Annotated in this window: 16 protein-coding genes, 3 tRNA genes and 4 rRNA genes; 16 read left to right on the top strand and 7 right to left on the bottom strand. The window is 55.2% G+C overall.

Annotation, left to right across the window (positions count from 1 at the left end):
- The first annotated feature begins 10 nt into the window (after positions 1-10).
- The 7 genes from FMM72_RS15325 to rrf (FMM72_RS15295) all read left to right on the top strand — a co-directional run bounded on the left by FMM72_RS15325 (position 11) and on the right by rrf (FMM72_RS15295) (position 5,469).
- A 16S ribosomal RNA gene (locus FMM72_RS15325) occupies positions 11-1,535 on the top strand.
- Positions 1,536-1,777: 242 nt separating this feature from the next.
- Positions 1,778-4,386, top strand: a 23S ribosomal RNA gene (locus FMM72_RS15320).
- A 365-nt stretch (positions 4,387-4,751) separates the two neighbouring features.
- Positions 4,752-4,827, top strand: a tRNA-Lys gene (locus FMM72_RS15315).
- A gap of 106 nt (positions 4,828-4,933) precedes the next feature.
- Positions 4,934-5,008: transfer RNA gene (locus FMM72_RS15310), tRNA-Glu, on the top strand.
- Between the two features lie 100 nt (positions 5,009-5,108).
- A 5S ribosomal RNA gene (gene rrf, locus FMM72_RS15305) occupies positions 5,109-5,225 on the top strand.
- A 48-nt stretch (positions 5,226-5,273) separates the two neighbouring features.
- Positions 5,274-5,349, top strand: a tRNA-Asn gene (locus tag FMM72_RS15300).
- Positions 5,350-5,352: 3 nt separating this feature from the next.
- A 5S ribosomal RNA gene (rrf, locus tag FMM72_RS15295) occupies positions 5,353-5,469 on the top strand.
- The 16S, 23S and 5S rRNA genes sit together here with 3 tRNA genes alongside, the layout of an rRNA operon.
- Positions 5,470-5,600: 131 nt before the next feature.
- On the opposite strand, the gene FMM72_RS15290 is transcribed toward rrf (FMM72_RS15295), so the two are convergent.
- The 5 genes from FMM72_RS15290 to FMM72_RS15270 all read right to left on the bottom strand — a co-directional run bounded on the left by FMM72_RS15290 (position 5,601) and on the right by FMM72_RS15270 (position 9,380).
- Positions 5,601-6,389 (bottom strand): Cof-type HAD-IIB family hydrolase, encoded by a 789-nt coding sequence (locus tag FMM72_RS15290; protein ID WP_162221910.1) that lies wholly within the window; start codon positions 6,387-6,389, stop codon positions 5,601-5,603.
- A 60-nt stretch (positions 6,390-6,449) separates the two neighbouring features.
- Positions 6,450-7,031: a transcriptional repressor LexA gene (gene lexA / locus FMM72_RS15285; RefSeq protein ID WP_162221909.1), complete on the bottom strand. Its 582-nt coding sequence runs from the start codon at positions 7,029-7,031 to the stop codon at positions 6,450-6,452.
- A 573-nt stretch (positions 7,032-7,604) separates the two neighbouring features.
- On the bottom strand, positions 7,605-7,997 hold the full coding sequence (locus FMM72_RS15280; RefSeq protein ID WP_162221908.1) for an ACT domain-containing protein: 393 nt from the start codon (positions 7,995-7,997) through the stop codon (positions 7,605-7,607).
- 57 nt (positions 7,998-8,054) lie between these two features.
- Complete coding sequence (locus FMM72_RS15275) at positions 8,055-8,825, bottom strand: heparan-alpha-glucosaminide N-acetyltransferase domain-containing protein (protein ID WP_160209700.1); 771 nt, start codon at positions 8,823-8,825, stop codon at positions 8,055-8,057.
- A gap of 27 nt (positions 8,826-8,852) precedes the next feature.
- The gene (locus FMM72_RS15270; protein ID WP_162221907.1) at positions 8,853-9,380 is read right to left on the bottom strand and encodes a DUF4358 domain-containing protein; all 528 of its coding nucleotides are present in this window, start codon (positions 9,378-9,380) and stop codon (positions 8,853-8,855) included.
- 336 nt (positions 9,381-9,716) lie between these two features.
- Between FMM72_RS15270 and FMM72_RS15265 the strand changes: the two genes are divergently transcribed.
- From FMM72_RS15265 to FMM72_RS15240, 6 genes are all read left to right on the top strand, one after another.
- The gene (locus tag FMM72_RS15265) at positions 9,717-10,307 is read left to right on the top strand and encodes a nuclease-related domain-containing protein (RefSeq protein WP_160209702.1); all 591 of its coding nucleotides are present in this window, start codon (positions 9,717-9,719) and stop codon (positions 10,305-10,307) included.
- An 18-nt stretch (positions 10,308-10,325) separates the two neighbouring features.
- Entirely contained in the window at positions 10,326-11,750 is a 1,425-nt protein-coding gene (locus FMM72_RS15260; protein WP_243157849.1) for an ATP-binding cassette domain-containing protein, read from the top strand.
- Between the two features lie 355 nt (positions 11,751-12,105).
- Positions 12,106-13,191 (top strand): 3-phosphoserine/phosphohydroxythreonine transaminase, encoded by a 1,086-nt coding sequence (gene serC, locus FMM72_RS15255; protein WP_162221905.1) that lies wholly within the window; start codon positions 12,106-12,108, stop codon positions 13,189-13,191.
- 1 nt (position 13,192) lies between these two features.
- Complete coding sequence (locus FMM72_RS15250) at positions 13,193-14,359, top strand: 3-phosphoglycerate dehydrogenase family protein (protein WP_160209705.1); 1,167 nt, start codon at positions 13,193-13,195, stop codon at positions 14,357-14,359.
- A 360-nt stretch (positions 14,360-14,719) separates the two neighbouring features.
- Complete coding sequence (locus FMM72_RS15245) at positions 14,720-15,163, top strand: NfeD family protein (RefSeq protein WP_160209706.1); 444 nt, start codon at positions 14,720-14,722, stop codon at positions 15,161-15,163.
- Between the two features lie 24 nt (positions 15,164-15,187).
- Entirely contained in the window at positions 15,188-16,108 is a 921-nt protein-coding gene (locus FMM72_RS15240) for an SPFH domain-containing protein (RefSeq protein ID WP_162221904.1), read from the top strand.
- A gap of 70 nt (positions 16,109-16,178) precedes the next feature.
- Here the strand turns inward: FMM72_RS15240 and FMM72_RS15235 are convergent, their stop codons facing one another.
- Positions 16,179-16,745: a hypothetical protein gene (locus tag FMM72_RS15235; protein ID WP_162221903.1), complete on the bottom strand. Its 567-nt coding sequence runs from the start codon at positions 16,743-16,745 to the stop codon at positions 16,179-16,181.
- A 109-nt stretch (positions 16,746-16,854) separates the two neighbouring features.
- Here FMM72_RS15235 and hflX point away from each other — a divergent pair, with 109 nt between their 5' ends.
- Positions 16,855-18,096: a GTPase HflX gene (gene hflX / locus FMM72_RS15230; RefSeq protein WP_162221902.1), complete on the top strand. Its 1,242-nt coding sequence runs from the start codon at positions 16,855-16,857 to the stop codon at positions 18,094-18,096.
- Between the two features lie 627 nt (positions 18,097-18,723).
- On the opposite strand, the gene FMM72_RS15225 is transcribed toward hflX, so the two are convergent.
- A complete protein-coding gene (locus tag FMM72_RS15225) occupies positions 18,724-19,221 on the bottom strand; it encodes a flavin reductase family protein (RefSeq protein WP_160209710.1) in 498 nt (165 codons plus the stop codon).
- A 417-nt stretch (positions 19,222-19,638) separates the two neighbouring features.
- On the opposite strand from FMM72_RS15225, the gene FMM72_RS15220 reads away from it, so the two are divergent.
- Together FMM72_RS15220 and argH are read left to right on the top strand one after the other, a co-directional pair.
- Positions 19,639-20,859, top strand: coding sequence for an argininosuccinate synthase (locus tag FMM72_RS15220; RefSeq protein WP_162221901.1), 1,221 nt, complete (start codon positions 19,639-19,641; stop codon positions 20,857-20,859).
- A gap of 115 nt (positions 20,860-20,974) precedes the next feature.
- Positions 20,975-22,375, top strand: a complete 1,401-nt coding sequence (argH, locus tag FMM72_RS15215; RefSeq protein WP_162221900.1) for an argininosuccinate lyase — start codon at positions 20,975-20,977, stop codon at positions 22,373-22,375.
- The last annotated feature ends 3 nt before the right edge of the window (positions 22,376-22,378 follow it).

Genomic DNA, 22,378 nt, shown 5'->3' with positions numbered 1-22,378 from the left:
CCATTATCCATTATCAAAGAGTTTGATCCTGGCTCAGGACGAACGCTGGCGGCGCGCCTAACACATGCAAGTCGAACGGGGCTTACATTCTGAAGTTTTCGGATGGACGAGTGTAAGCTTAGTGGCGGACGGGTGAGTAACACGTGAGCAACCTGCCTTTCAGAGGGGGATAACAGCCGGAAACGGCTGCTAATACCGCATGAAGTTGCGGGGACACATGTCCTTGCAACCAAAGGAGCAATCCGCTGAAAGATGGGCTCGCGTCCGATTAGCCAGTTGGCGGGGTAACGGCCCACCAAAGCGACGATCGGTAGCCGGACTGAGAGGTTGAACGGCCACATTGGGACTGAGACACGGCCCAGACTCCTACGGGAGGCAGCAGTGGGGGATATTGCACAATGGGCGAAAGCCTGATGCAGCGACGCCGCGTGAGGGAAGACGGTCTTCGGATTGTAAACCTCTGTCTTTGGGGAAGAAAATGACGGTACCCAAAGAGGAAGCTCCGGCTAACTACGTGCCAGCAGCCGCGGTAATACGTAGGGAGCAAGCGTTGTCCGGAATTACTGGGTGTAAAGGGAGCGTAGGCGGGATGGCAAGTAGAATGTTAAATCCATCGGCTCAACCGGTGGCTGCGTTCTAAACTGCCGTTCTTGAGTGAAGTAGAGGCAGGCGGAATTCCTAGTGTAGCGGTGAAATGCGTAGATATTAGGAGGAACACCAGTGGCGAAGGCGGCCTGCTGGGCTTTAACTGACGCTGAGGCTCGAAAGCGTGGGGAGCAAACAGGATTAGATACCCTGGTAGTCCACGCTGTAAACGATGATTACTAGGTGTGGGGGGACTGACCCCTTCCGTGCCGCAGTTAACACAATAAGTAATCCACCTGGGGAGTACGGCCGCAAGGTTGAAACTCAAAGGAATTGACGGGGGCCCGCACAAGCAGTGGAGTATGTGGTTTAATTCGAAGCAACGCGAAGAACCTTACCAGGTCTTGACATCGGATGCATAGCCTAGAGATAGGTGAAGCCCTTCGGGGCATCCAGACAGGTGGTGCATGGTTGTCGTCAGCTCGTGTCGTGAGATGTTGGGTTAAGTCCCGCAACGAGCGCAACCCCTATTATTAGTTGCTACGCAAGAGCACTCTAATGAGACTGCCGTTGACAAAACGGAGGAAGGTGGGGATGACGTCAAATCATCATGCCCCTTATGACCTGGGCTACACACGTACTACAATGGCACTTAAACAGAGGGCGGCGACATCGCGAGGTGAAGCGAATCCCGAAAAAGTGTCTCAGTTCAGATTGCAGGCTGCAACCCGCCTGCATGAAGTCGGAATTGCTAGTAATCGCGGATCAGCATGCCGCGGTGAATACGTTCCCGGGCCTTGTACACACCGCCCGTCACACCATGGGAGTCGGTAACACCCGAAGCCAGTAGCCTAACCGCAAGGGGGGCGCTGTCGAAGGTGGGATTGATGACTGGGGTGAAGTCGTAACAAGGTAGCCGTATCGGAAGGTGCGGCTGGATCACCTCCTTTCTAAGGAGCGAAGCCGGCAGAGAGCCGGCGGACTCTGGTCAGACAGGGACCTGCCTTGCACGCAGGGGGTCAGGAGTTCGATCCTCCTCATCTCCACCAACAAAGCCGAAAGGCTTTGAAGAACGCACCTTGAAAATTGAACAATGAAACAAAACTGCAAGAAAGTTTTATGTAATGCAAATATCATAAAAGAAGGGTATAAGCACTACAATAAAGCCGAAAGAGAACCAAGATTCAAGCATGGTCAAGCTACAAAGGGCACAGGGTGAATGCCTTGGCACTGGGAGCCGACGAAAGACGTGATAAGCTGCGAAAAGCCACGGGGAGCTGCAAATAAGCCTTGATCCGTGGATGTCTGAATGGAGCAATCCGGCGGATGTAACGATCCGTCATGGCATACTGAATCCATAGGTATGTCAGGGGAACCGCCTGAACTGAAACATCTAAGTAGGGCGAGGAAGAGAAATCAACCGAGATTCCGTAAGTATACTCCCCAGTGACCGATAGAGAATAGTACTGTGAAGGAAAGGTGAAAAGCACCCCGGGAGGGGAGTGAAAKAGCACCTGAAACCCTGCGCCTACAAGCACATAGAGCACGTCAAAGTGTGATATGGTACCTTTTGTAGAATGGTCCGGCGAGCGTATGTATGCAGCAAGGTTAAGCGCTTAAGGCGTGGAGCCGAAGGGAAACCGAGTCTGAATAGGGCGTAGAGTTGCATGCATAGGGCCCGAAACCGGGTGACCTATCCATGTCCAGGTTGAAGTGGGAGTAAAATCCCATGGAGGACCGAACCGACCTCCGTTGAAAAGGCGGCGGATGAGGTGTGGATAGCGGAGAAATTCCAATCGAACCCGGAGATAGCTGGTTCTCCCCGAAATAGCTTTAGGGCTAGCGTTGTATTAGATTACCGGAGGTAAAGCACTGAATGGGCTAGGGGCCGAGAGGTTACTGAACCCTATCAAACTCTGAATGCCGGATAATTGATGTACAGCAGTCAGACTACGTGAGATAAGTCTCGTGGTCGAAAGGGAAAAAGCCCAGACCCACAGCTAAGGTCCCAAATACACGTTAAGTGGAAAAGGATGTGGAGTTGCACAGACAACCAGGATGTTGGCTTAGAAGCAGCCACTCATTAAAAGAGTGCGTAATAGCTCACTGGTCGAGTGACTCTGCGCCGAAAATTCAACGGGGCTAAACGTGTAACCGAAGCTTGGGATTCCGAAAGGGATGGTAGGGGAGCGTCGTATACGGGGTGAAGTATGAGCGGAAGCGCATGTGGACTGTATACGAGTGAGAATGCCGGAATGAGTAGCGAGAAATATGTGAGAATCATATTGGCCGAAAGTCTAAGGTTTCCGGAGGAAGGTTCGTCCGCTCCGGGTAAGCCGGGAGCTAAGGTGAGGCCGGAAGGCGTAGCCGATGCACATACGGTAGAGATTCCGTAGCTGCCGGAGGATTTAAGCAGAGGGACACTGTCAAAGGGTATGACCCGGGCGTTGGTAGCCCCGGGCGAAAGGGACTGAAATATAGTAGGGAAGCATACTTGGCGGCAGGCGAGAAAAGCTCTGTGAATATCTGAGGCACCCGTACCGCAAACCGACACAGGTAGACAGGAAGAGAATTCTAAGGCCAACGGGAGAAGGGTTGTTAAGGAACTCGGCAAGTTGACCCCGTAACTTAGGGAAAAGGGGTGCTCCTGAAAGGGAGCCGCAGAGAATAGGTCCAGGCGACTGTTTAGCAAAAACACAGCTCTATGCTAAATCGAAAGATGACGTATATGGGGTGACACCTGCCCGGTGCCGGAAGGTTAAGAGGAGGAGTGAGAGCTCTGAATTGAAGCCCCGGTAAACGGCGGCCGTAACTATAACGGTCCTAAGGTAGCGAAATTCCTTGTCAGGTAAGTTCTGACCCGCACGAATGGTGTAACGATCTGGACACTGTCTCAACAGCCCGCCCGGCGAAATTGTAGTACCGGTGAAGATGCCGGTTACCCGCGACAAGACGGAAAGACCCCATGGAGCTTTACTGCAGCTTAATATTGGATTTCGGTATTTCATGTACAGGATAGGTGGGAGGCAGAGAAGGCAGCACGCCAGTGTTGCTGGAGCCGACGTTGGGATACCACTCTTGAGGTGCTGAAATTCTAACCTGCGGCCGTGAATCCGGTCGGGGGACAGTGTTAGGCGGGCAGTTTGACTGGGGCGGTCGCCTCCAAAAAGGTAACGGAGGCGCTCAAAGGTTGGCTCAGCATGGACGGAAACCATGCCARAGAGTGTAAACGCAAAAGCCAGCCTAACTGCGAGAGCGACAGTTCGAGCAGTAACGAAAGTTGGAGTTAGTGATCCGGTGGTATGTGAGTGGAAATGCCATCGCTCAACGGATAAAAGCTACCCTGGGGATAACAGGCTGATCTCCCCCAAGAGTCCACATCGTCGGGGAGGTTTGGCACCTCGATGTCGGCTCATCGCATCCTGGGGCTGAATTCGGTCCCAAGGGTTTGGCTGTTCGCCAATTAAAGCGGTACGCGAGCTGGGTTCAGAACGTCGTGAGACAGTTCGGTCCCTATCTGTCGTGGGCGCAGGATATTTGAGAGGAGCTGTCCCTAGTACGAGAGGACCGGGATGGACGTACCTCTGGTGCACCAGTTGTCGTGCCAACGGCACAGCTGGGCAGCTAAGTACGGATCGGATAAACGCTGAAGGCATCTAAGCGTGAAGCCGGCCTCAAGATAAGATATGCCACTGAGTAATCAGGTAAGACCCCTTGAAGACTACAAGGTTGATAGGCCGCATGTGGAAGCGTCGTGAGGCGTGCAGCAAGGCGGTACTAATCGGTCGAGGGCTTGACCAGGCGAAGCTTGGTTTTGAAAGCAGGGAAGTTTCATTGTTCGATTTTGAGGGTGGTAGTACGAGAGGACCGGGATGGACGTACCTCTGGTGCACCAGTTGTCGTGCCAACGGCACAGCTGGGCAGCTAAGTACGGATCGGATAAACGCTGAAGGCATCTAAGCGTGAAGCCGGCCTCAAGATAAGATATGCCACTGAGTAATCAGGTAAGACCCCTTGAAGACTACAAGGTTGATAGGCCGCATGTGGAAGCGTCGTGAGGCGTGCAGCAAGGCGGTACTAATCGGTCGAGGGCTTGACCAGGCGAAGCTTGGTTTTGAAAGCAGGGAAGTTTCATTGTTCGATTTTGAGGGTGTGTGAAGAGACATGCGCCATTAGCTCAGTTGGTAGAGCAGCTGACTCTTAATCAGCGGGTCCCGGGTTCGAGTCCCTGATGGCGCACCAGAAGAAGCTGTGCCTTTAGGGCGCTTGCGATAGAGGTTCCGGCCGAAGGGGGCCAAAGAAGAGCGGTACCGGAGGAAGGCAATCCTTTCGAGGGGACGCACGAGACGGCCCGTTGGTCAAGCGGTTAAGACACCGGCCTCTCACGCCGGTAACGCGGGTTCGATTCCCGCACGGGTCACCAGAGGTCATAGCCGCCTATGTGCGGTGGATGATATATACAGAGCCTTTACGGCAGGCGATGCGGAAGGGTACTTCTGTCGGTGAAATATGTCGTTTCCATAGCTGGTATTTATTACGCTGAGGTCCCACCTGTTCCCATCCCGAACACAGCAGTTAAGCTCAGTTGTGCCGACAATACTTGGCGGGTGACTGCCTGGAAAGATAGGTCTTTGCCAGCACTTGCCGCAGTATGTTTCTCATGCTGCGGCATCCATCTTCTTTTATATTCCTCAATAGCTCAGCCGGTAGAGCATGCGGCTGTTAACCGCAGGGTCGTTGGTTCGAGTCCAACTTGGGGAGCCAATTGCTGGTGTTTATTACGCTGAGGTCCCACCTGTTCCCATCCCGAACACAGTAGTTAAGCTCAGTTGTGCCGACAATACTTGGTGGGTGACTACCTGGGAAGATAGGTCTTCGCCAGCACAAAAAGCCTTCACTTTATAGTGAAGGCTTTTTATTATATAAAATGATCTAAATGATGAGCATCCAGGCCGAAGATCCCAGATGCTCATTCAATCAAAAATAATTATTATCTTTATAGGAGATTGGTTCTGTTAAAAAATAAACGGCAGGAATTGTTTAAAGGCGTTGAGGATACCATCATGATCAACATCAGTCGTTACATAGTTGGCCACTTTTTTAACAGCGTCGCTGGCATTACCCATAGCGACGCCAATACCAGCTGCGCGTAACATATCGATGTCATTCTCCCCGTCGCCAATCGCCATGACATCCGACATCGGGATGGAAAAATGTGCAGCAAGCTTTTCAATTCCGACTGCTTTGGAACCACCGCGCGGCCCGATATCTGAGAAATATGGACTCCAGCGCGTCGCAATGCTGTGCGGCATAGCGTCCATATAGAAAGCTTCCTGCTCCTGCGGCAGGAATAGATTGATTTGATAGATATGATTGTGCAGAGCTTGGCGGACGTCCCCTATCGGAGGTATGGAAAATTTAACCGCCGACCAGGCCCGTTTGACGTGTTCATTGATCAGATTAGCATACATCCGGTCACGTTCGATCAGCAGGCAAGCGCTCGATTTTTCCTCAAGGCGCGCGAGCAGACCTGCGATGTCCGTGGGATCGACGCACTGCTCATGGATCATCTGACCGTCCCTTGTGTAACAGTACTGCCCATTTAAGGTCACATATCCGTCAAACGGAAGATCCCCCAGGATATTTCCTTCCTTTAAAAGTAGCCTGTGACGTCCCGTTGCAATAAAAAGACGCACGCCATGTGCATGCGCAGTGCAGAGCGCACGCTTGGCACTTTCCGGAATGGTGTGCGTTTGAAAGCTGACAAGCGTGCCGTCAATATCGAAAAAAATTGCTTTAATCAAATTCTGTTCAGTCCTTTCAAAGGCTGCTGTATGAGCTGTGGCTGCCCAACGCGGGGTCTGTCAAAATTCACGGATCAGTGCAACCACCTGGCCGAGAATTGTCACATGATCCGTATAAATCGGTTCCATCGCGTCGTTTTCCGGCTGGAGGCGGTAGCGGTTTTTTTCACGGAAAAACCGCTTGACTGTAGCCTCGTCGCCGATCAGCGCAACTACGATATCGCCGTTATCGGCGTTGTCACGCCGCTGTACTATAACAATGTCGCCGTCCAGGATAGCTGCTTTGATCATGCTGGAGCCGCGCACACGCAGCGCAAACAGCTCCTTGGCGTCGCTGCGTACCGGTACGGGAAGATACGCTTCAATGGATTCAACAGCAAGGATTGGCTGGCCGGCTGTCACTGTGCCAACAAGCGGGACGCGCGTCACATCGTCGCATGGCAGGCGGATCGCCCTATTAAGGCGGCCTTTACGTTCAATATATCCTTTTTCTTCAAGGCTTTTTAAATAGCGATGTGCGGTCGATGTAGATTTCATACCAAGGCGTGCACATATTTCCCGCACGCTTGGGGCAAGCCCGTGATCGATTGCGTCACGGACAACCTCGAGCACAGCTGCTTCCTTGGCGTTCAGATCCCGCATGGCCCCTCCTTCTTTCCGGCCTTTTTGAAAAAAGGCCTCAGCGAAAAACTTCATACCTTTTTTGAAAAAAAGTATGCCAAAAAACTTTAGTCGGCTGCGCCGCGAACAGTGGGGCAGATACTGCGTTTATGCAGGCTGCAAGAGCCTGTTCAGAGGCGGCTGTTCCACCGGCAAAATAATCCGTGACGGACGCCGCGTGGCTGGCATGCTGCCTGCAAGCGTTGAGCTGTCGAGCTTTTGGAAAAGCATCCAGAAGATATTATAACAAAGAGAAAAATAGAATGCAAATTCCTTCCTGCTATCGCTGACGCCACAGGTAAAACAGCGCACAATTTTGAAACATATGTTACCGGTATTTATAGTTTGTTAAGAGAAGATATCACTTTTTTTTATAATTCAGACATAAGTCCGTAACAAACAAATTTTGAATTGGGGTATAATAAAAACGTACTCAAGATTAGCCGCAAATATCTTGAGTATCTCTACCCTCCTCAAAACACACCTCAAACAGATTCGGACCGGATGTCAGGACATCCGGTCCCTTTTTTTGTCCATGGGAGGGGAGTGCGCCCCCTAAAAACAGTCCGCAGTGTTCTGTTGACATGCGATCGTGTAGCCTCCGTTGGCAAGCACGTGAATGGCGCGGTCAAAATCAGTTTCACGCGTCAGGATGTAATCCGTGTCATATGTTGATACTGCAAAGACAGGAATTTGGGCAGCGGCCAGGAGCGCGGTAAGTCTGGAAAGCACACCGGTCAGTGAAAAATCAAGCGTCCCCGCAATGCGCAGCGCGCGCCACCCATGTTCACAGGAGCAAGCGTTCGCAGGCGCCCGGCCAGTCGAACAGACGAGGGAGTATTCGGCGTCCGTCCTAGCCAGAAAGAGAAGAGGGTCTGACCAATCGACCAGTGAAAAATCTGGAAGCTTACAGACCGAAAAGCAACCGTCAAGCCGTTCAATAATCATAATAAAGTCAGCTCCTTCAACCCTTAAATCCCGTGCGTAAAAAATGGTTACAGGCTGTTAAAACGCGACCTGATAGCCGAACAGCGGGAGCACGATGGCAAACAGGCCGATCAGCAGGGGCTGATGAGCCAGATAGATCAACAGGGAATGACGCCCAATCCATGAAAGCGCGGCGCAATGCCCGCGGTAAAACACCGCCGGCAGGCGTTTTTTCTTTGCCAAAACGCCAAAGCAGGACCCGGCGAAAAATACAAACGCCCATGGGAAAAACGGGAAATAATCAGCGGAGACAAATCCCGGCGCAGGCAGGCCGAGCCAGAACAGATACGGATTTGTATACAGCGCGTCCGGCAGCCGCACGGACAGCGGCCCCATACCAGCGATATGCCAGGGAAGATTGTACGTTGCCAAAAAGCAGACTGCGAACAGACAAACGCCGGCGGCGGGCTGGATCCGGTCAAGCAGCGGCCGCAGCGGAATAAACAGCAGCATACACACGCCCAAAAGATGCAGAATGCCGAAGAGATCGGGCGTGGCCGGCATGGCAAAGAAGGTGACGGCCGTCACAGAGAAGGCACAGGCGAGCGCCGCCATCCCGCGCCGCAGGTTGCTGCGCGAATAGCGGCTGACCGCGCCGGAAATAAAGATAAAGGTACCGGCGACAGCCGGCTGCAAAAACCGCTGCATAACCGGTGAAAAAAACCATGTCAGATTGAGGCCGCTTGTAACGAGATCGAGCATGGCATGATAAAACACCATCAGGATCAGGCACAGGCCGCGCACCTCGTCAAAGAGGGCGACGCGGCCGGCCGGATTCGCTTTGGACATGGGTCGGCTCCTTTCGGCGCGCCGTTATCAGGTGCGCGGAATATACTGATCAATGATCGTGCGCGCGCGCTCGGTATCAGCAAGCGTCAGCATGATAATATAGCCGCCCTGCTCAAATATCTGGGCGTCCTGCGCGATCTGATAGGAATCGTAAACATCATAATTTTCAAATTCCTTAATCCGTGAAAGCTTGACGCTTTCCAGCATCTCGCGCACCTTGGGCGCGTCGTTCTGGCTTGACGGCTTGAGAATAAACACATCAGCCACGCCGAACCGGCCCGAGGAATAACGAACATAAAACTCATCCAGAAGCAACGTATCAATAAAGAACTTGTCCGTCAAATCCTCCTCGGAAGCATTGGACAGGCCGTCGATCGCAACCGTTTCATAAATTTTTTCAATGGCGGCCTCCGGGTCGGGCTCGCTGACAACAGGCCCTGTCCGCATGACGGCCACGCCGCTGTCGGCGGCAGGCTGATTGCCGCCGCAGGCGGCCAGGCTCAGGCTGGCGAGCAGCGCACAGCACAGCGCGAGACGCCGTATATATTGAATCATAAATATCCCCCATTCCGCCGCACTTGCGCGGCATAAACAGAAATAAAAGCGCCGTGGCCAGGGACAGACTTGCGGCCGCCATGGCTAGCAGCCGCAGAGGCGGCGCTTTCGCCTTTGCAGGCGTACTGAAACCGGCTGTTAATAGTATACCGCATCAGCGCGATTCGTCAAGCGCCGTCTTTTGGAAGCCATGCGGTTGCCAAAGCGGGGCAATCTATGATACAATAGCTTCATCATAACCGGCCATACCGGTGAAGGGGCTGGATGATCTGCGGATGGTTTTGCGCGGTCCGGCGTTGTGCAGATCATTGCGCAATATGCGGGGGGAGACACATTATGCAAACAGGACAAATGATTTTTCTGGCGCTTTGCGCCGTGGTGTTCATCATTGGCGTCGCGCTTTTTATTTATAAAAAGGCGCATCCCGATACGGTCGAAAATGAAAAGCGTAAAGTATCCAAACGGCTGCGTACATTTGCAGCGCCGCGCGGCTTTCGCGTGCTGGACAATGTGCGGCTTGTTTCAGGAGGGCTGTCCGGTTGGGCCGATCATGTGTTGGTGGGTTATTTCGGCGTGCTGCTTGTATATGATTTGTGCTATGGCGGCGAATATTACGGCGCCAACGACGACAAGCAATGGATTATCAACGACGGCGGCAAGCGGTATGCCGCCGACAATCCGCGTATTCATGCGCAGCAGTGCTCCGGCCGCGTCATCACATTGCTGCGCGAGGCGGGATACAGGGTGAACGTCGACAGCGTCGCTGTTATAACTGTCGGCGGCAAAAAAACGGAAAGCTTTCTCAAGGCGGACAACGTCATTAAGCTTTCAAAGCTCGGCGCCTATCTGGGGCGCGGGAAATTTGACGAGGACAAGGGCCTTGACGTGGCAAAAGCCGCGGCGGTTTTGGAAGCCGCGAGCCGATAGCGGGGCGGCCAAGGGGTGATGGTACCGATGGAAAAACGCACGATTCTGGAATTGCGCGGTTTATGCCGCCGGATCAACAGTGAATTTTATCTGCATGATATTGACCTGACGCTGCGCGAAGGGGAGGTATGCGCCATCGTAGGGCGCAATGCCTCGGGTAAAAGCACGTTGTTTTCGGTAATGATGGGCGTATTTGAGGCGGATAGCGGAGAGATATATATAGATGGCCGCCGCACAGCGATCCGCAATACGACGGAGGCCACCGCCAATGGTCTGATCCTGACGGCGCAGAACCAGCAGTTATTTATGAATCTGTCGGTCTATGAAAACATCTTTTTTGGGCAGGAGCTGCGTGCATCGGGCCTGCCGGTGATCAGCAACAGGCGTATGATCGCCGCCGCGCAGGAATTGTTTCGTGATATGGGGTTGTCGATTGATCCGCGCGCGCCGGCGTCTGCGCTCAGTCCGGCACAGCGCCAGTTGATTCAGATCGCGCGCGCGTGCATCTCTGAGAATGCAAAGATTTTTTTACTGGATGAGCCGTCGACGCATCTGAATGCAGAGGAAAAGCAATGCCTGTATCATGCGGTCAACGGACTGAAAGCGCGCGGCAAATCGTTTTTGATTATCTCGCACGATCTCGATGAGGTGCTTGCCGTGGCAGATACGGTATGTGTGATGGAGGAGGGCGCGCTTGTGCGCGAGGCTCCGGCCAGTACATTTGATAAGGCTGCGCTGATCGAAGCGGTCTATGGCATCAAAGCCAAAGATCTCTACAAACGGGAACCGGTTGAATTGGGAGACGAGGCGTTGCGCGCCGAACATCTGTGCGGGCCGGACTTTTCGGACGTATCACTGACGCTGCGGCGCGGGCAGATCATTGCTTTGACAGGCGCAGCGGGGTGCGGCAAGGAGGGGCTTGCGCGCGCTTTGGCGGGGCTGTATGAATATACGGGAACGTTGTATGTCGGCGGCAGGCCGCTGGAGCCGCGTTCGCCGGTCGCGGCAATGAACGCAGGCGTCGTGCTTGCGCTCGACGCACAGGATGAAGCGCTGATCCGCTCCTATGATCAGGCTTCGCAGGGCGGCCGGCGCGACGGACTGGGCGTGCGCGCAAGCGTTGGATGGGAAATCTTTACCAAGCGGCTGGGCCGCACCTTCGGCGCTTATATTGGTATGCGCGAGCGCGGGGAATACATCACCGGCGGCAACCGCCGCCGCGAGCTGGTCGAACGCGCCATACGCCGCCGCGGTATTGTTTATATTCTTTGTGACGCGACGGCCGGCGTCGATATCCCGGCGCGGATGCGCCTCTATTTTGAGGTAAACAAACTGCTGCAAAACGGCGCGGCTGTGCTGTGGCTGACTTCGGACGCCGACGAGGCTGCGGGCCTGTGCGACGAGACAATTGTGATGGACCGGGGGCGGATTGCAGGCGCGTGACCGGGGACGTGGGCAATCCGTGTGCGGTTCGCTCACCGCCGGCCGCTACGCTTGCCCGCCGGCTATTCGGAGCCTTCCGGCGCTATAGCGCCGGGCGCGGACAGGCTGCGGCAGCGCCCCTTTTCGCGCCTCATAAGGGGAGGGTCACTGCCCCTCCCCTTATATTATCCCCACCCCTGTTTGGTGCAAGCGTATCCGGCGCACGCCGGAACGTCTGGAGGGGAATCGTTACGCCGCGCCCAGCAGGATTGACGAATACGCGAAATCGAAATATAATGACGGTAATGATTTTTTTCGGGTATGGTCCATATAAAATGGATGTTGGGCCAAATTTGAACACAGGGAGGTAATTATATTGGGAAGGGTTTACAATTTCTCGGCAGGCCCCTCGATGCTGCCGGAGGCGGTGCTCAAGCGCGCAGCGTCTGAAATGCTCGACTATCAGGGAACGGGCGAATCGGTCATGGAGATGAGCCATCGTTCCAAGGAGTATCAGGCCATCATTGACCATTGCGAGGCGCTGCTGCGCGAAGTTATGAATATCCCGGACAATTATAAGGTGCTGTTTTTACAGGGCGGCGCGTCAAGCCAGTTTGCGATGATCCCGCTCAATCTGTTAAACGGTTCCGGGAAGGCTGATTTTGTCCTGACCGGACAGTGGGCGACGAAAGCGTACCAGGAGGCGTCGCGTTATGGCTCCTGTAAGGCGATCGCTTCCTCCAAGGATCGAACCTTCTCTTATATCCCCAAGCTGGACCCGGCTTCCTTTACGCCGGACGCCGATTATTTTCATATCTGTCTGAATAACACGATCTATGGAACACTCTGGCATGAGCTCCCGGAAACGGGAAACGTGCCGCTTGTCGCCGATATTTCATCGTGCGTGCTGTCGCAGCCGATCGATGTCGGGCGGTTCGGTCTGCTTTATGCGGGTGCACAGAAGAATATGGGGCCTGCTGGACTGACGGTAGTGATTATACGCGAGGATTTGATCGGACGCGCGCGTGAAACAACGCCGACTATGTTTAATTACACAACCCATGTTGAGAATGGCTCCATGTACAATACGCCGCCAACATATGCAATTTACATCTGCGGCTTGGTGCTCGAATGGCTAAAGCACGAAATTGGCGGGCTGGAAGCCATGCAGGCGGTCAATGAGAAAAAAGCGAAACTACTTTATGATTTCCTGGACAGCTCAAAGCTGTTTAAAGGTACAGTCGTCCCCGAGGACCGCTCGCTGATGAACATCCCGTTTGTGACAGGCAGCGACGAACTTGACGCCAAATTTGTCGCTGAGGCGAAAAAAGCCGGATTTATCAACCTGAAGGGCCATCGTTCCGTGGGCGGTATGCGCGCTTCCATTTACAATGCGATGCCGGTTGAAGGCGTCGAAAAGCTGGCTGCGCTGATGGCGCGCTTTGAAAAGGAGAACGCCTGATATGTATCATATTAAAACGCTTAATAAGATCAGCCCCTATGGAATGGATGTATTTGACCGCAGCAAATATGTTTGCGGCGACCATGTCGAGATTCCCAACGGCATTTTGGTCCGGTCGGCCGCAATGCACGATATGGAGCTCGGTCCCGAGCTTGCGGCCATCGCGCGCGCCGGCGCGGGAGTCAACAACATCCCTGTGGAGCGGTGCAGCGAGCAGGGCATCGTCGTATTCAACACCCCCGGCGCCAACGCCAACGCTGTTAAGGAGCTGGTGATCTGCGCGCTTTTGATGTCCGCACGCAGGGTATACCCAGCGATGGAGTGGGCGCAGACGCTCAAAGGACAGGGCGACGAGGTGCCCAAGTTGGTTGAAAAGGGAAAATCGCAGTTTGTTGGTCCGGAGCTGGCCGGAAAATCGCTCGGTGTGGTCGGTTTGGGCGCGATCGGCGCGCGCATAGCGAATTTTGCCCGCCATCTTGATATGGAGGTCTGGGGATACGACCCGTATATGTCGGTTGAGACAGCCTGGAACGTTTCGCGCAGCATCCGCCGCGCGGCCAGCCTGAAGGAGATCTATGAAAACTGTGATTTTATCACGCTGCATATTCCTTCCACGCCGGAAACAAAGGGCATGATCAATTCGCAGTCCATTCAGATGATGCGCCATGGCGTGCGCCTGCTCAACTTTGCGCGCGGCGATCTGGTTATCAATGAGGATCTGCTCGCCGGGCTGGAGGAAAAACAGATCCGCTGCTATTTCACAGATTTTCCGAGCGACGAGCTGCTCGGCCATCCCGGCGTTATGGCGATTCCGCATCTGGGCGCATCCACACCGGAAAGCGAGGATAACTGCGCCCGTATGGCGGCGGAGGAACTGGTCGACTATCTGGAAAATGGGAACATCAAAAATTCCGTCAATATGCCGTCCGTTTCAATGCCGCGCAGCGGTGATTTCCGTGTTGCGCTGATTCACCGGAATATTCCCGCGATGCTGACGAAAATTTCTGTGCTGATTTCCGACGCGGGTATGAATATTGAAAATCTGACAAATAAATCGCGTCAGAACTACGCGTACACGATGATCGATCTCAAGGGCGCGCCGACCGATGAGCTGGCCGCCAAGCTGCGCGCCGTTGAGGATGTGATCCGCGTGACCATCTATCGTTAAAACACATATATCAAAGCCCCCGCGCAAAGCATGTCGCTTCACGCGGGGGCTTTTTTGAAAGAAAGGCCACACAGCATGCAGGGCAATGCTCCGGCAAGAACGGCCAGTCGGACGTATGGGGGCGATTGGGCGCGTGCGCGTTCGATCGGACAAGATAGAGCGCAATGACGCGCTGCGAAAAATCCGTGTAGGCAGAAATTTCAGAATAGGAATTCATTCGCGTATTGTGAAATAAGCATGAAATGTGGTACAATATATGCAGGGCAAACAGCTATACCATGCCGCTTCGCGGACATGGTATCATAAACACAACGGTTCCTGTGGGGACCGGCCGTATATCAGGAAGGGAGGATTGCCAGCATGGAATTAAACTATGTACCGATCATCTGGCTCGCGCTTGGGATCGCCTTTGCGGTCGCGGAGGGCCTGACCGTCCAGCTTGTTTCCATTTGGTTGGCGATCGGCGCGGCCGTAACGGCCCTTGTAACAGCCTTGATCGACATCCCCTGGCCGTCGCAGCTTTTGATCTTTGTAATTGTGGCCGGGGTGCTGCTGGCAGCGACACGCCCGCTCGCCAAAAAGCTGCTGCATGTCAAAAAGCAGAGCACAAACGCGGACAGCGTCATTGGCCAGGTGGGCGTGGTGCTCCAGGCGATCGACAATGACCTGGCCGCCGGCCGCGTCAAGGTGAACGGCCTGGACTGGAGCGCGCGCTCCACAAGCAAAGACGCCATCGCGGAAAATACGAAAGTGCGCGTGCTTGCGATCGACGGCGTGAAATTGATCGTTGAACCTTGTGAATAAACAAACATTGAGGAGGATTGTATTATGCCGATCGTTTTGGGGATTCTGCTGCTGATTATCCTGATCATTGTAATCAGCAATATTAAAATTGTCCCGCAGGCGTCCGTTTATGTCGTTGAACGGCTGGGGACATATGCCGGGACATGGGAAACGGGATTTCACATCAAGGTGCCGTTTATCGACCGCATCGCCAAAAAGGTTTCGCTCAAGGAGCAGGTGGTCGACTTTGCGCCGCAGCCTGTGATTACAAAGGATAACGTCACCATGCAGATCGACACGGTTGTGTTCTATCAGGTGACGGACGCCAAGCTGTTCACCTATGGCGTGGAGAGGCCGATGTCCGCGATTGAAAACCTGACGGCGACGACGCTGAGAAATATCATCGGCGAGATGGAGCTTGACAGCACGCTGACTTCACGCGATACCATCAATACAAAGATCACCGCCACGCTCGACGAGGCGACGGACAAATGGGGCATCAAGGTCAACCGCGTCGAATTAAAAAATATTCTGCCGCCGCGTGAAATCCAGGACGCGATGGAAAAGCAGATGAAAGCGGAGCGCGAACGCCGGGAAGCGATTCTGCGTGCTGAAGGTGAAAAACACAGCCAGATCCTGGTGGCCGAGGGCGAAAAAGAATCTGCGATTTTACGCGCCGAGGCTGAAAAGGAATCGGCGATCCTGCGTGCGGAAGGCGTCCGCGAACAGAAAATCCGGGAAGCGCAGGGCGAGGCTGAAGCGATTAAGATGGTTCAGACGGCGTTTGCGGAGTCGCTGCGGATGTTAAACGACGCGAATCCGAGCGACAACGTCATCAGGATCAAGGGCCTGGAGGCGTTCTCCAAGGCCGCGGACGGCAAAGCCACCAAGATCATCATTCCAAGCGAGATCCAGTCGCTTGCGGGGCTGGCTACGTCGTTTAAGGAGTTTGTGACCGACAAGTAAACCGCGCCGCATGGCGAAAACAGGGCGGGTTTTAGACCCGCCCTGTTTTTCTTTCCAGGATCGCTTTGCATTATGCGCGGTCACTCAAGGCGCCGAACGTGTCAAACGCGTCCGTGTCCCATGCGCCTGAAAGAAGACGCGCGAGCAGAGACAAATCGCTTTCCTCCTCGAAAAAATCCCAGTTGTTTTCCTGTGCGGCCGCGCGTGCGGCAAGGCTTTCATCGGGCAGGCCGAGCGAGGCGTCCGCAATATAACAAAGACACGCGCAATCGCCGCGCGCGCTGTCAAACAGCGGCTCGGGGCAGAGCGGCAGCCGCCAGCACACGCCGCCGTCAAACCGGCGGAACAGGCGGCGGTAGCGGGCCGGGCCAAGCAGCAGGGAAGCGGCGCTATGTACACGGGGCAGAATAATTGGGCGCGCGCAGGAGGCGATCGGCGCGCCGTCCTCCGGCAGCCAGATTTCGCCGTCTGCGAGCAGCAGCGCGTCATAGGCAGCCGCGTCGGCAGCCAGTCCGCGCAGGGCCTGTTCGTCCGGCGCCGCCGGCAGATAGACCGGATCGATCCGGTGCGGGGAGGCGGGCAGCATCCGTTCGAGATAGGGCCGCAGAGGCGCGCTGGCCGCGAGAAGAAGCTTCATCGATCGTTCACATCCAATTCATGAATTTCTATTATGAGTGTATCCCATCTGCGCGAGAAGTGCAATGCAAAGAATTTGGTAAAAGGCCCGCTGGGGCAAAGGAGAGGCTATGTTCGATAATCAAAAGGAAACGGTTCAGCGCGCTGTGCTGGTCGCGGTTGATACAGGCGAATATGACGTACAGGCGTCGCTGGACGAGCTGGAGGCGCTTGCGCAGACCGCTGGCGCACAGACTGTCGCAAAGCTGGTTCAAAAGCGCCCGTCCTGCGATCCGGCAACCGTAATCGGAAGTGGACGGCTGGAGGAATTGGCGCAGCTATGTGAAAATGACGGGGCGGATTTGGTGATCTTTGACTGCGAGCTGTCCCCGGCCCAACTGCGCAACATTGAAAACGCATGCGGCGTGGCTGTAGTTGACCGCACGGCGCTGATTCTTGATATTTTTGCGCAGCGCGCCGTAACAGCCGAGGGAAAGCTCCAGGTCGAGCTGGCGCAGCTGCGGTACCGGCTGCCGCGGCTTAGCGGCATGGGAAAGGCGCTTTCACGCCTGGGCGGCGGCATCGGTACGCGGGGGCCGGGCGAGACGCAGCTTGAGACGGACCGGCGCCATATCCGGCGGCGGATTGCAGCTTTACAGGAGCAGCTTGCGGAATTGAAAAAACGCCGCGGCCTTTTGCGGGCGCGCCGCAAAAAGGAGGGCGTGACGACAGTGGCGATTGTCGGTTATACAAATGTCGGCAAAAGCACGCTGCTCAACGCGCTGACCGGTGCGGGCGTGCTGGCCGAGGATAAGCTGTTCGCCACGCTTGATCCGACTTCGCGCGCGCTCACACTGCCGGATGGCCGCTCCGTCATGCTGATCGATACGGTCGGACTTGTCCGCCGCCTGCCGCATCAGCTTGTAGAAGCGTTTCAATCGACGCTGGAGGAGGCGGCGGGCGCCGACCTGTTGTGGTGCGTGTGCGATGCGGCCAGCGATGAAATGTCCGAACAGGTCGAGGTGACGCGCCAATTGATGCAGGAGCTGGGCGCGCGAGATATCCCGATGCTTGTGATTCTCAATAAATGCGACCTGATCGCTGATGCGCCGCGCGCGCTTAATCAGCAGACGGCACTGATCTCGGCGCGGACCGGTTTTGGCTTTGACGCGCTTTTGCAAAAGACCTCGGAGCTGCTTGCCCCAACGCATCGGCGCGTCACGCTGATGCTGCCGTATGACAGGACAGGGCTTATCAGCGAGATCATGGCGTCCGGCAAAGTATATGCGCAGACGTATGAGCCTGAAGGGACGCGCGTCGATGCGCTGGTTGACGTGCGTTTGCTTCACAAGGTCTCCCAATGGCGCGTCTGATAAAAACAGCGGGTCCGCGATTGCGGACCCGCTGTTTTTTGCGTAGCAGCTGCCCCACTGTTCGCGGCGCAGCCCGTATAAATGCCGGGAGCCGCCCCACTGTTCGCGGCGCAGCCGACTAAAGTTTTTTGGCATACCTTTTTTTCAAAAAAGGTATGAAGTTTTTCGCTGAGGCCTTTTTTCAAAAAGGCCGGAAAGTTTTTTGGCATACCTTTTTTCAAAAAAGGTATAAAGTTTTTCGCTGAGGCCTTTTTTCAAAAAGGCCGAAGCTTAAAAAAGCGGGCGCTGGCAAAATCCGCGCCAGCCGCAGAGCGTTTGTCACGGATTTTGCTGAGGGAAGGCAGAGCGCCCCAACGGGTGTCTTGCGGCCTGTGGGCCGCGCTTTTTGTGAGGGCTGCGGCCCGGGAAAAGGGCGCTGCCCTCGAAAACGACCAAGACCCGCGAGGGGCCTTGGCCGTTTTCTCACCCGCCGCCTTTTGAAAAAGGCGGGCGAAAACTTTTGATCGACGCGGCGTAAAACTAATTACAACGCCTGCCCCACTATTTGCGGCGCAGCCCGTATAAATGCCGGGAGCTGCCCCACTGTTCGCGGCGCAGCCGACTAAAGTTTTTTGGCATACCTTTTTTTCAAAAAAGGTATGCGCTGAGGATCTCGGATACATACATAAAATGATAGTCCTTTTGCGGATAGTTGGCGGCGTCGAGAGCCGGGTCGATAAAGCCGGCTGGGTCGAGTTGCTGGCAAAACAGCTTGCGGCAGGTCAGCGCCGTCTGCGACTGGGCAAGCACGGGCGCGCCGTCGAGATGAAGCGCCGAAAAACCGCAGGCGGCGAGCTTATCCCCGTCGCGTCCGGAGTGCGCGCCGCAATAGCTAAGCTGCTTGCGGTAATCTTCGGGCAGAAAGCATACGGAGAACAGCTCGCTGCCGTCGAGCAGCTCGCGTGTGAAACGCTGTGGGCGCAGGAAAACGTAGGTGACGGGTTTGTTCCAAAGGATTCCGACGCCGCCCCAACTGGCGGTCATAGTATTGACCGTATCGCCGCGCTGCGTCGTAATCATGGCCCATTGCTTGCCAATGGCTTCAAAAGCGTTGAGCGGCAGTTCATAAGGGGAAAGTTTTTGCATAAATTCGCATCCTTTCGTCAATTGAACCGGCGTGCCGTCCAGCTGCCGGCTTCTGATATTGCTTTGACGGTATACCTGCGCAGCGGGATGCCGTCTCCATGTCCGCAAAGCGGGAACGGCGGATCATTGGTCCGCCGGGTGAAAAACGCAAATTGCGTTTTTTGGGGCGTTGACTATATTATAGCACGCCCCGGCGGGAAAAAGAACTGTCAGCAATATGCATATGAATGCATATTTTATCATTTCCACTGCTGGAAGAAAGCGATACAATGGGTGAAATCCCTGTCTGTTTGTGCAATAATACCCAATTCGTCAACTCTCAACATGAATATTTATGCAAAAATAGGGCTTGCAATTGCATAAATATAATGTATAATAGGGTACAGATCACATAACGCCGATATTGGAGGAATCACTGTGGAGCAGAAAACGTATAAAAAAGTTGTGCTCGCCTATTCGGGCGGCTTGGATACATCCGTCATCATCCCATGGCTCAAAGAGCATTACAGTTGCGAGGTGATCGCCGTCGCCGCTGATGTCGGCCAGGGCAGCGAGCTTGACGGCCTGCGTGAGAAGGCGATTAAAACCGGTGCTTCCAAAATTTATATCGAGGATCTGACCGAGGCGTTTGTCGACGAGTTCATCGTCCCCACGCTCAAGGCCGGCGCGGTTTATGAGGGGAAATACCTGCTTGGCACTTCGTTTGCCCGGCCGATCATTGCAAAGCGCCTTGTTGAAATCGCCAAAAAGGAGGGCGCCGACGCGATTGCGCACGGCTGTACCGGAAAGGGCAACGACCAGGTGCGCTTTGAATTGACCATCAAGGCGTTCGCGCCGAATATGGATATCATCGCGCCGTGGCGCTTTTGGGAACTGAACAGCCGTGAAAAAGAAATCGCCTATGCCGAGGCGCACGATATCCCGCTGAAGATCAACCGCGAAACGAATTATTCGAAGGACAAAAACCTCTGGCATCTGTCGCATGAGGGGCTGGATCTGGAGGACCCCGCCAACGAGCCGGATTACGACAAGATCCTGGAGATGGGCGTCTCGCCGGAGAAGGCTCCGGATACGCCGGTGTATGTCACGATCAGCTTTGAAAAGGGCGTTCCGGTCGCGGTGGACGGGCAGAAGATGACTGCGACGGAGATTGTCAAAAAGCTCAACGACCTGGGCGGCAAAAACGGCGTCGGCATCGTCGATATGGTTGAAAACCGCCTTGTCGGCATGAAAAGCCGCGGCGTGTACGAAACGCCTGGCGGCACGATCCTTTATGCGGCGCACCAGTCGCTTGAGGAGATCACGCTCGACAAGGAGACGCAGCATTATAAAATGCAGATGGCCATCAAATTCAGCGAGATTGTCTATAACGGCCAGTGGTATACGCCGCTGCGCGAGGCGATGAGCGCGTTTGTCGACAAGACGCAGGAGACGGTCACGGGTGATGTGAAGCTCAAGCTCTACAAGGGAAACATCATCAACGCCGGCATGACTTCGCCGCATTCGCTGTATTCGGAGGAGATCGCTACGTTCGGCGAGGACCATGTCTATGACCAGGCCGACTCCGCGGGCTTTATCAACCTGTTCGGTCTGCCGATCAAGGTCAAGGCGCTGCTCGACGAAAAGAAGATTAAGTGAACATCTTTTGGATAGCAAAAACGGGGCTGCGGTACGGGGACACAACCCCGCATCGCGGCCGTTTTACTTTCGCCGTCCGCTGTCTGCGGAGGGCTGACTGTATGGAGGAAATCAAATGAAGCTGTGGGCGGGACGCTTTTCCAAGGAGGCGGATGAGCGGGTCAACGATTTTAACTCGTCAATCCGGTTTGATTCGCGCATGTATGCGCATGATATCAAGGGTTCGATGGCGCACGCGCAGATGCTCGGCGCGCAGGGGGTTATACCGCGCGCCAGCGCCGATGCGATCTGCGACGGGCTTGGCGGCATTTACGACGATCTGCAAAGCGGCGCGCTGTTGTTCGATCCGCAGGCCGAGGATATCCACATGTTCATTGAGCAGGAGCTGACAAAGCGCATCGGCGACGCGGGCAAGCGCTTGCATACGGCGCGCTCGCGCAACGATCAGGTTGCGCTGGATGTACGGTTGTATCTGCGCGACGAGGCCGCCGCCGTGCGCACGCTGCTTTTAAAGCTTTTGGAAACGCTGTGCGACCTGGCCGGCGAGCATCTGGAAACAGTGATGCCCGGCTATACGCATTTGCAGCGCGCGCAGCCGGTCACGCTGGCGCATCATCTGATGGCGTATGCTTCAATGTTTATGCGCGACGTGGGGCGCATCGCCGATGCGTCGGCGCGGATGAACGTCTGTCCGCTCGGCTCGGGCGCGCTGGCCGGTACGACCTACCCGATCGACCGTGCGATGACGGCCGCGGCGCTCGGCTTTGCCGGGCCCATGGAAAATTCGCTCGACGGCGTGTCCGACCGCGATTTCTGCATCGAGCTTGCCGCCGCGTTTTCCACGGTGATGATGCACCTGTCGCGCTTCTCGGAGGAGATCATCGCATGGTGTTCGTGGGAATTCAAGTTCATCGAGCTAGACGACGCGTTTGCAACCGGATCGTCGATCATGCCGCAGAAGAAAAATCCCGACGTGGCCGAGCTGGTACGCGGAAAGACGGCGCGCGTTTACGGCGATCTGGTGACGCTCCTCACAATGATGAAGGGCCTGCCGCTGGCTTACAACAAGGATATGCAGGAGGACAAGGAAGCGATCTTCGACGCGCTCGACACTGTGAAGCTGTGCCTTGTGACCTTCACGCCGATGCTGCGCACGATGACGGTTTTAAAGGAAAATATGCGCGCGGCCGCTGCGCGCGGCTTTATCAACGCGACCGACTGCGCCGATTATCTGACGAAAAAGGGCGTGCCGTTTCGCGATGCGTACAAGATCACGGGCGGGCTTGTGGCGCAGTGTATTGCGCGCGGGCTGACGCTGGAGACGCTGCCGCTCGGCGATTACAAGGCGGCCAGCGCGGCGTTTGATTCGGATATTTATGAGGCCATCGCGCTGGAAACCTGCGTGCGCGGCCGCACGAGCGCCGGCGGTCCGTCGCCGGAGGCGGTGAAAACGCAGATCGCGTCGGCGCGGGCGTTTTTGCAGCGTGAAGCTGCGGCCGGCGGTTTGGAGGGGTAAGGA

The organism is Anaerotruncus colihominis (genome assembly GCF_010206195.1).
Taxonomy (GTDB): domain Bacteria; phylum Bacillota; class Clostridia; order Oscillospirales; family Ruminococcaceae; genus Anaerotruncus; species Anaerotruncus colihominis_A.
This window is presented reverse-complemented; position numbering and strand designations above follow the sequence as displayed.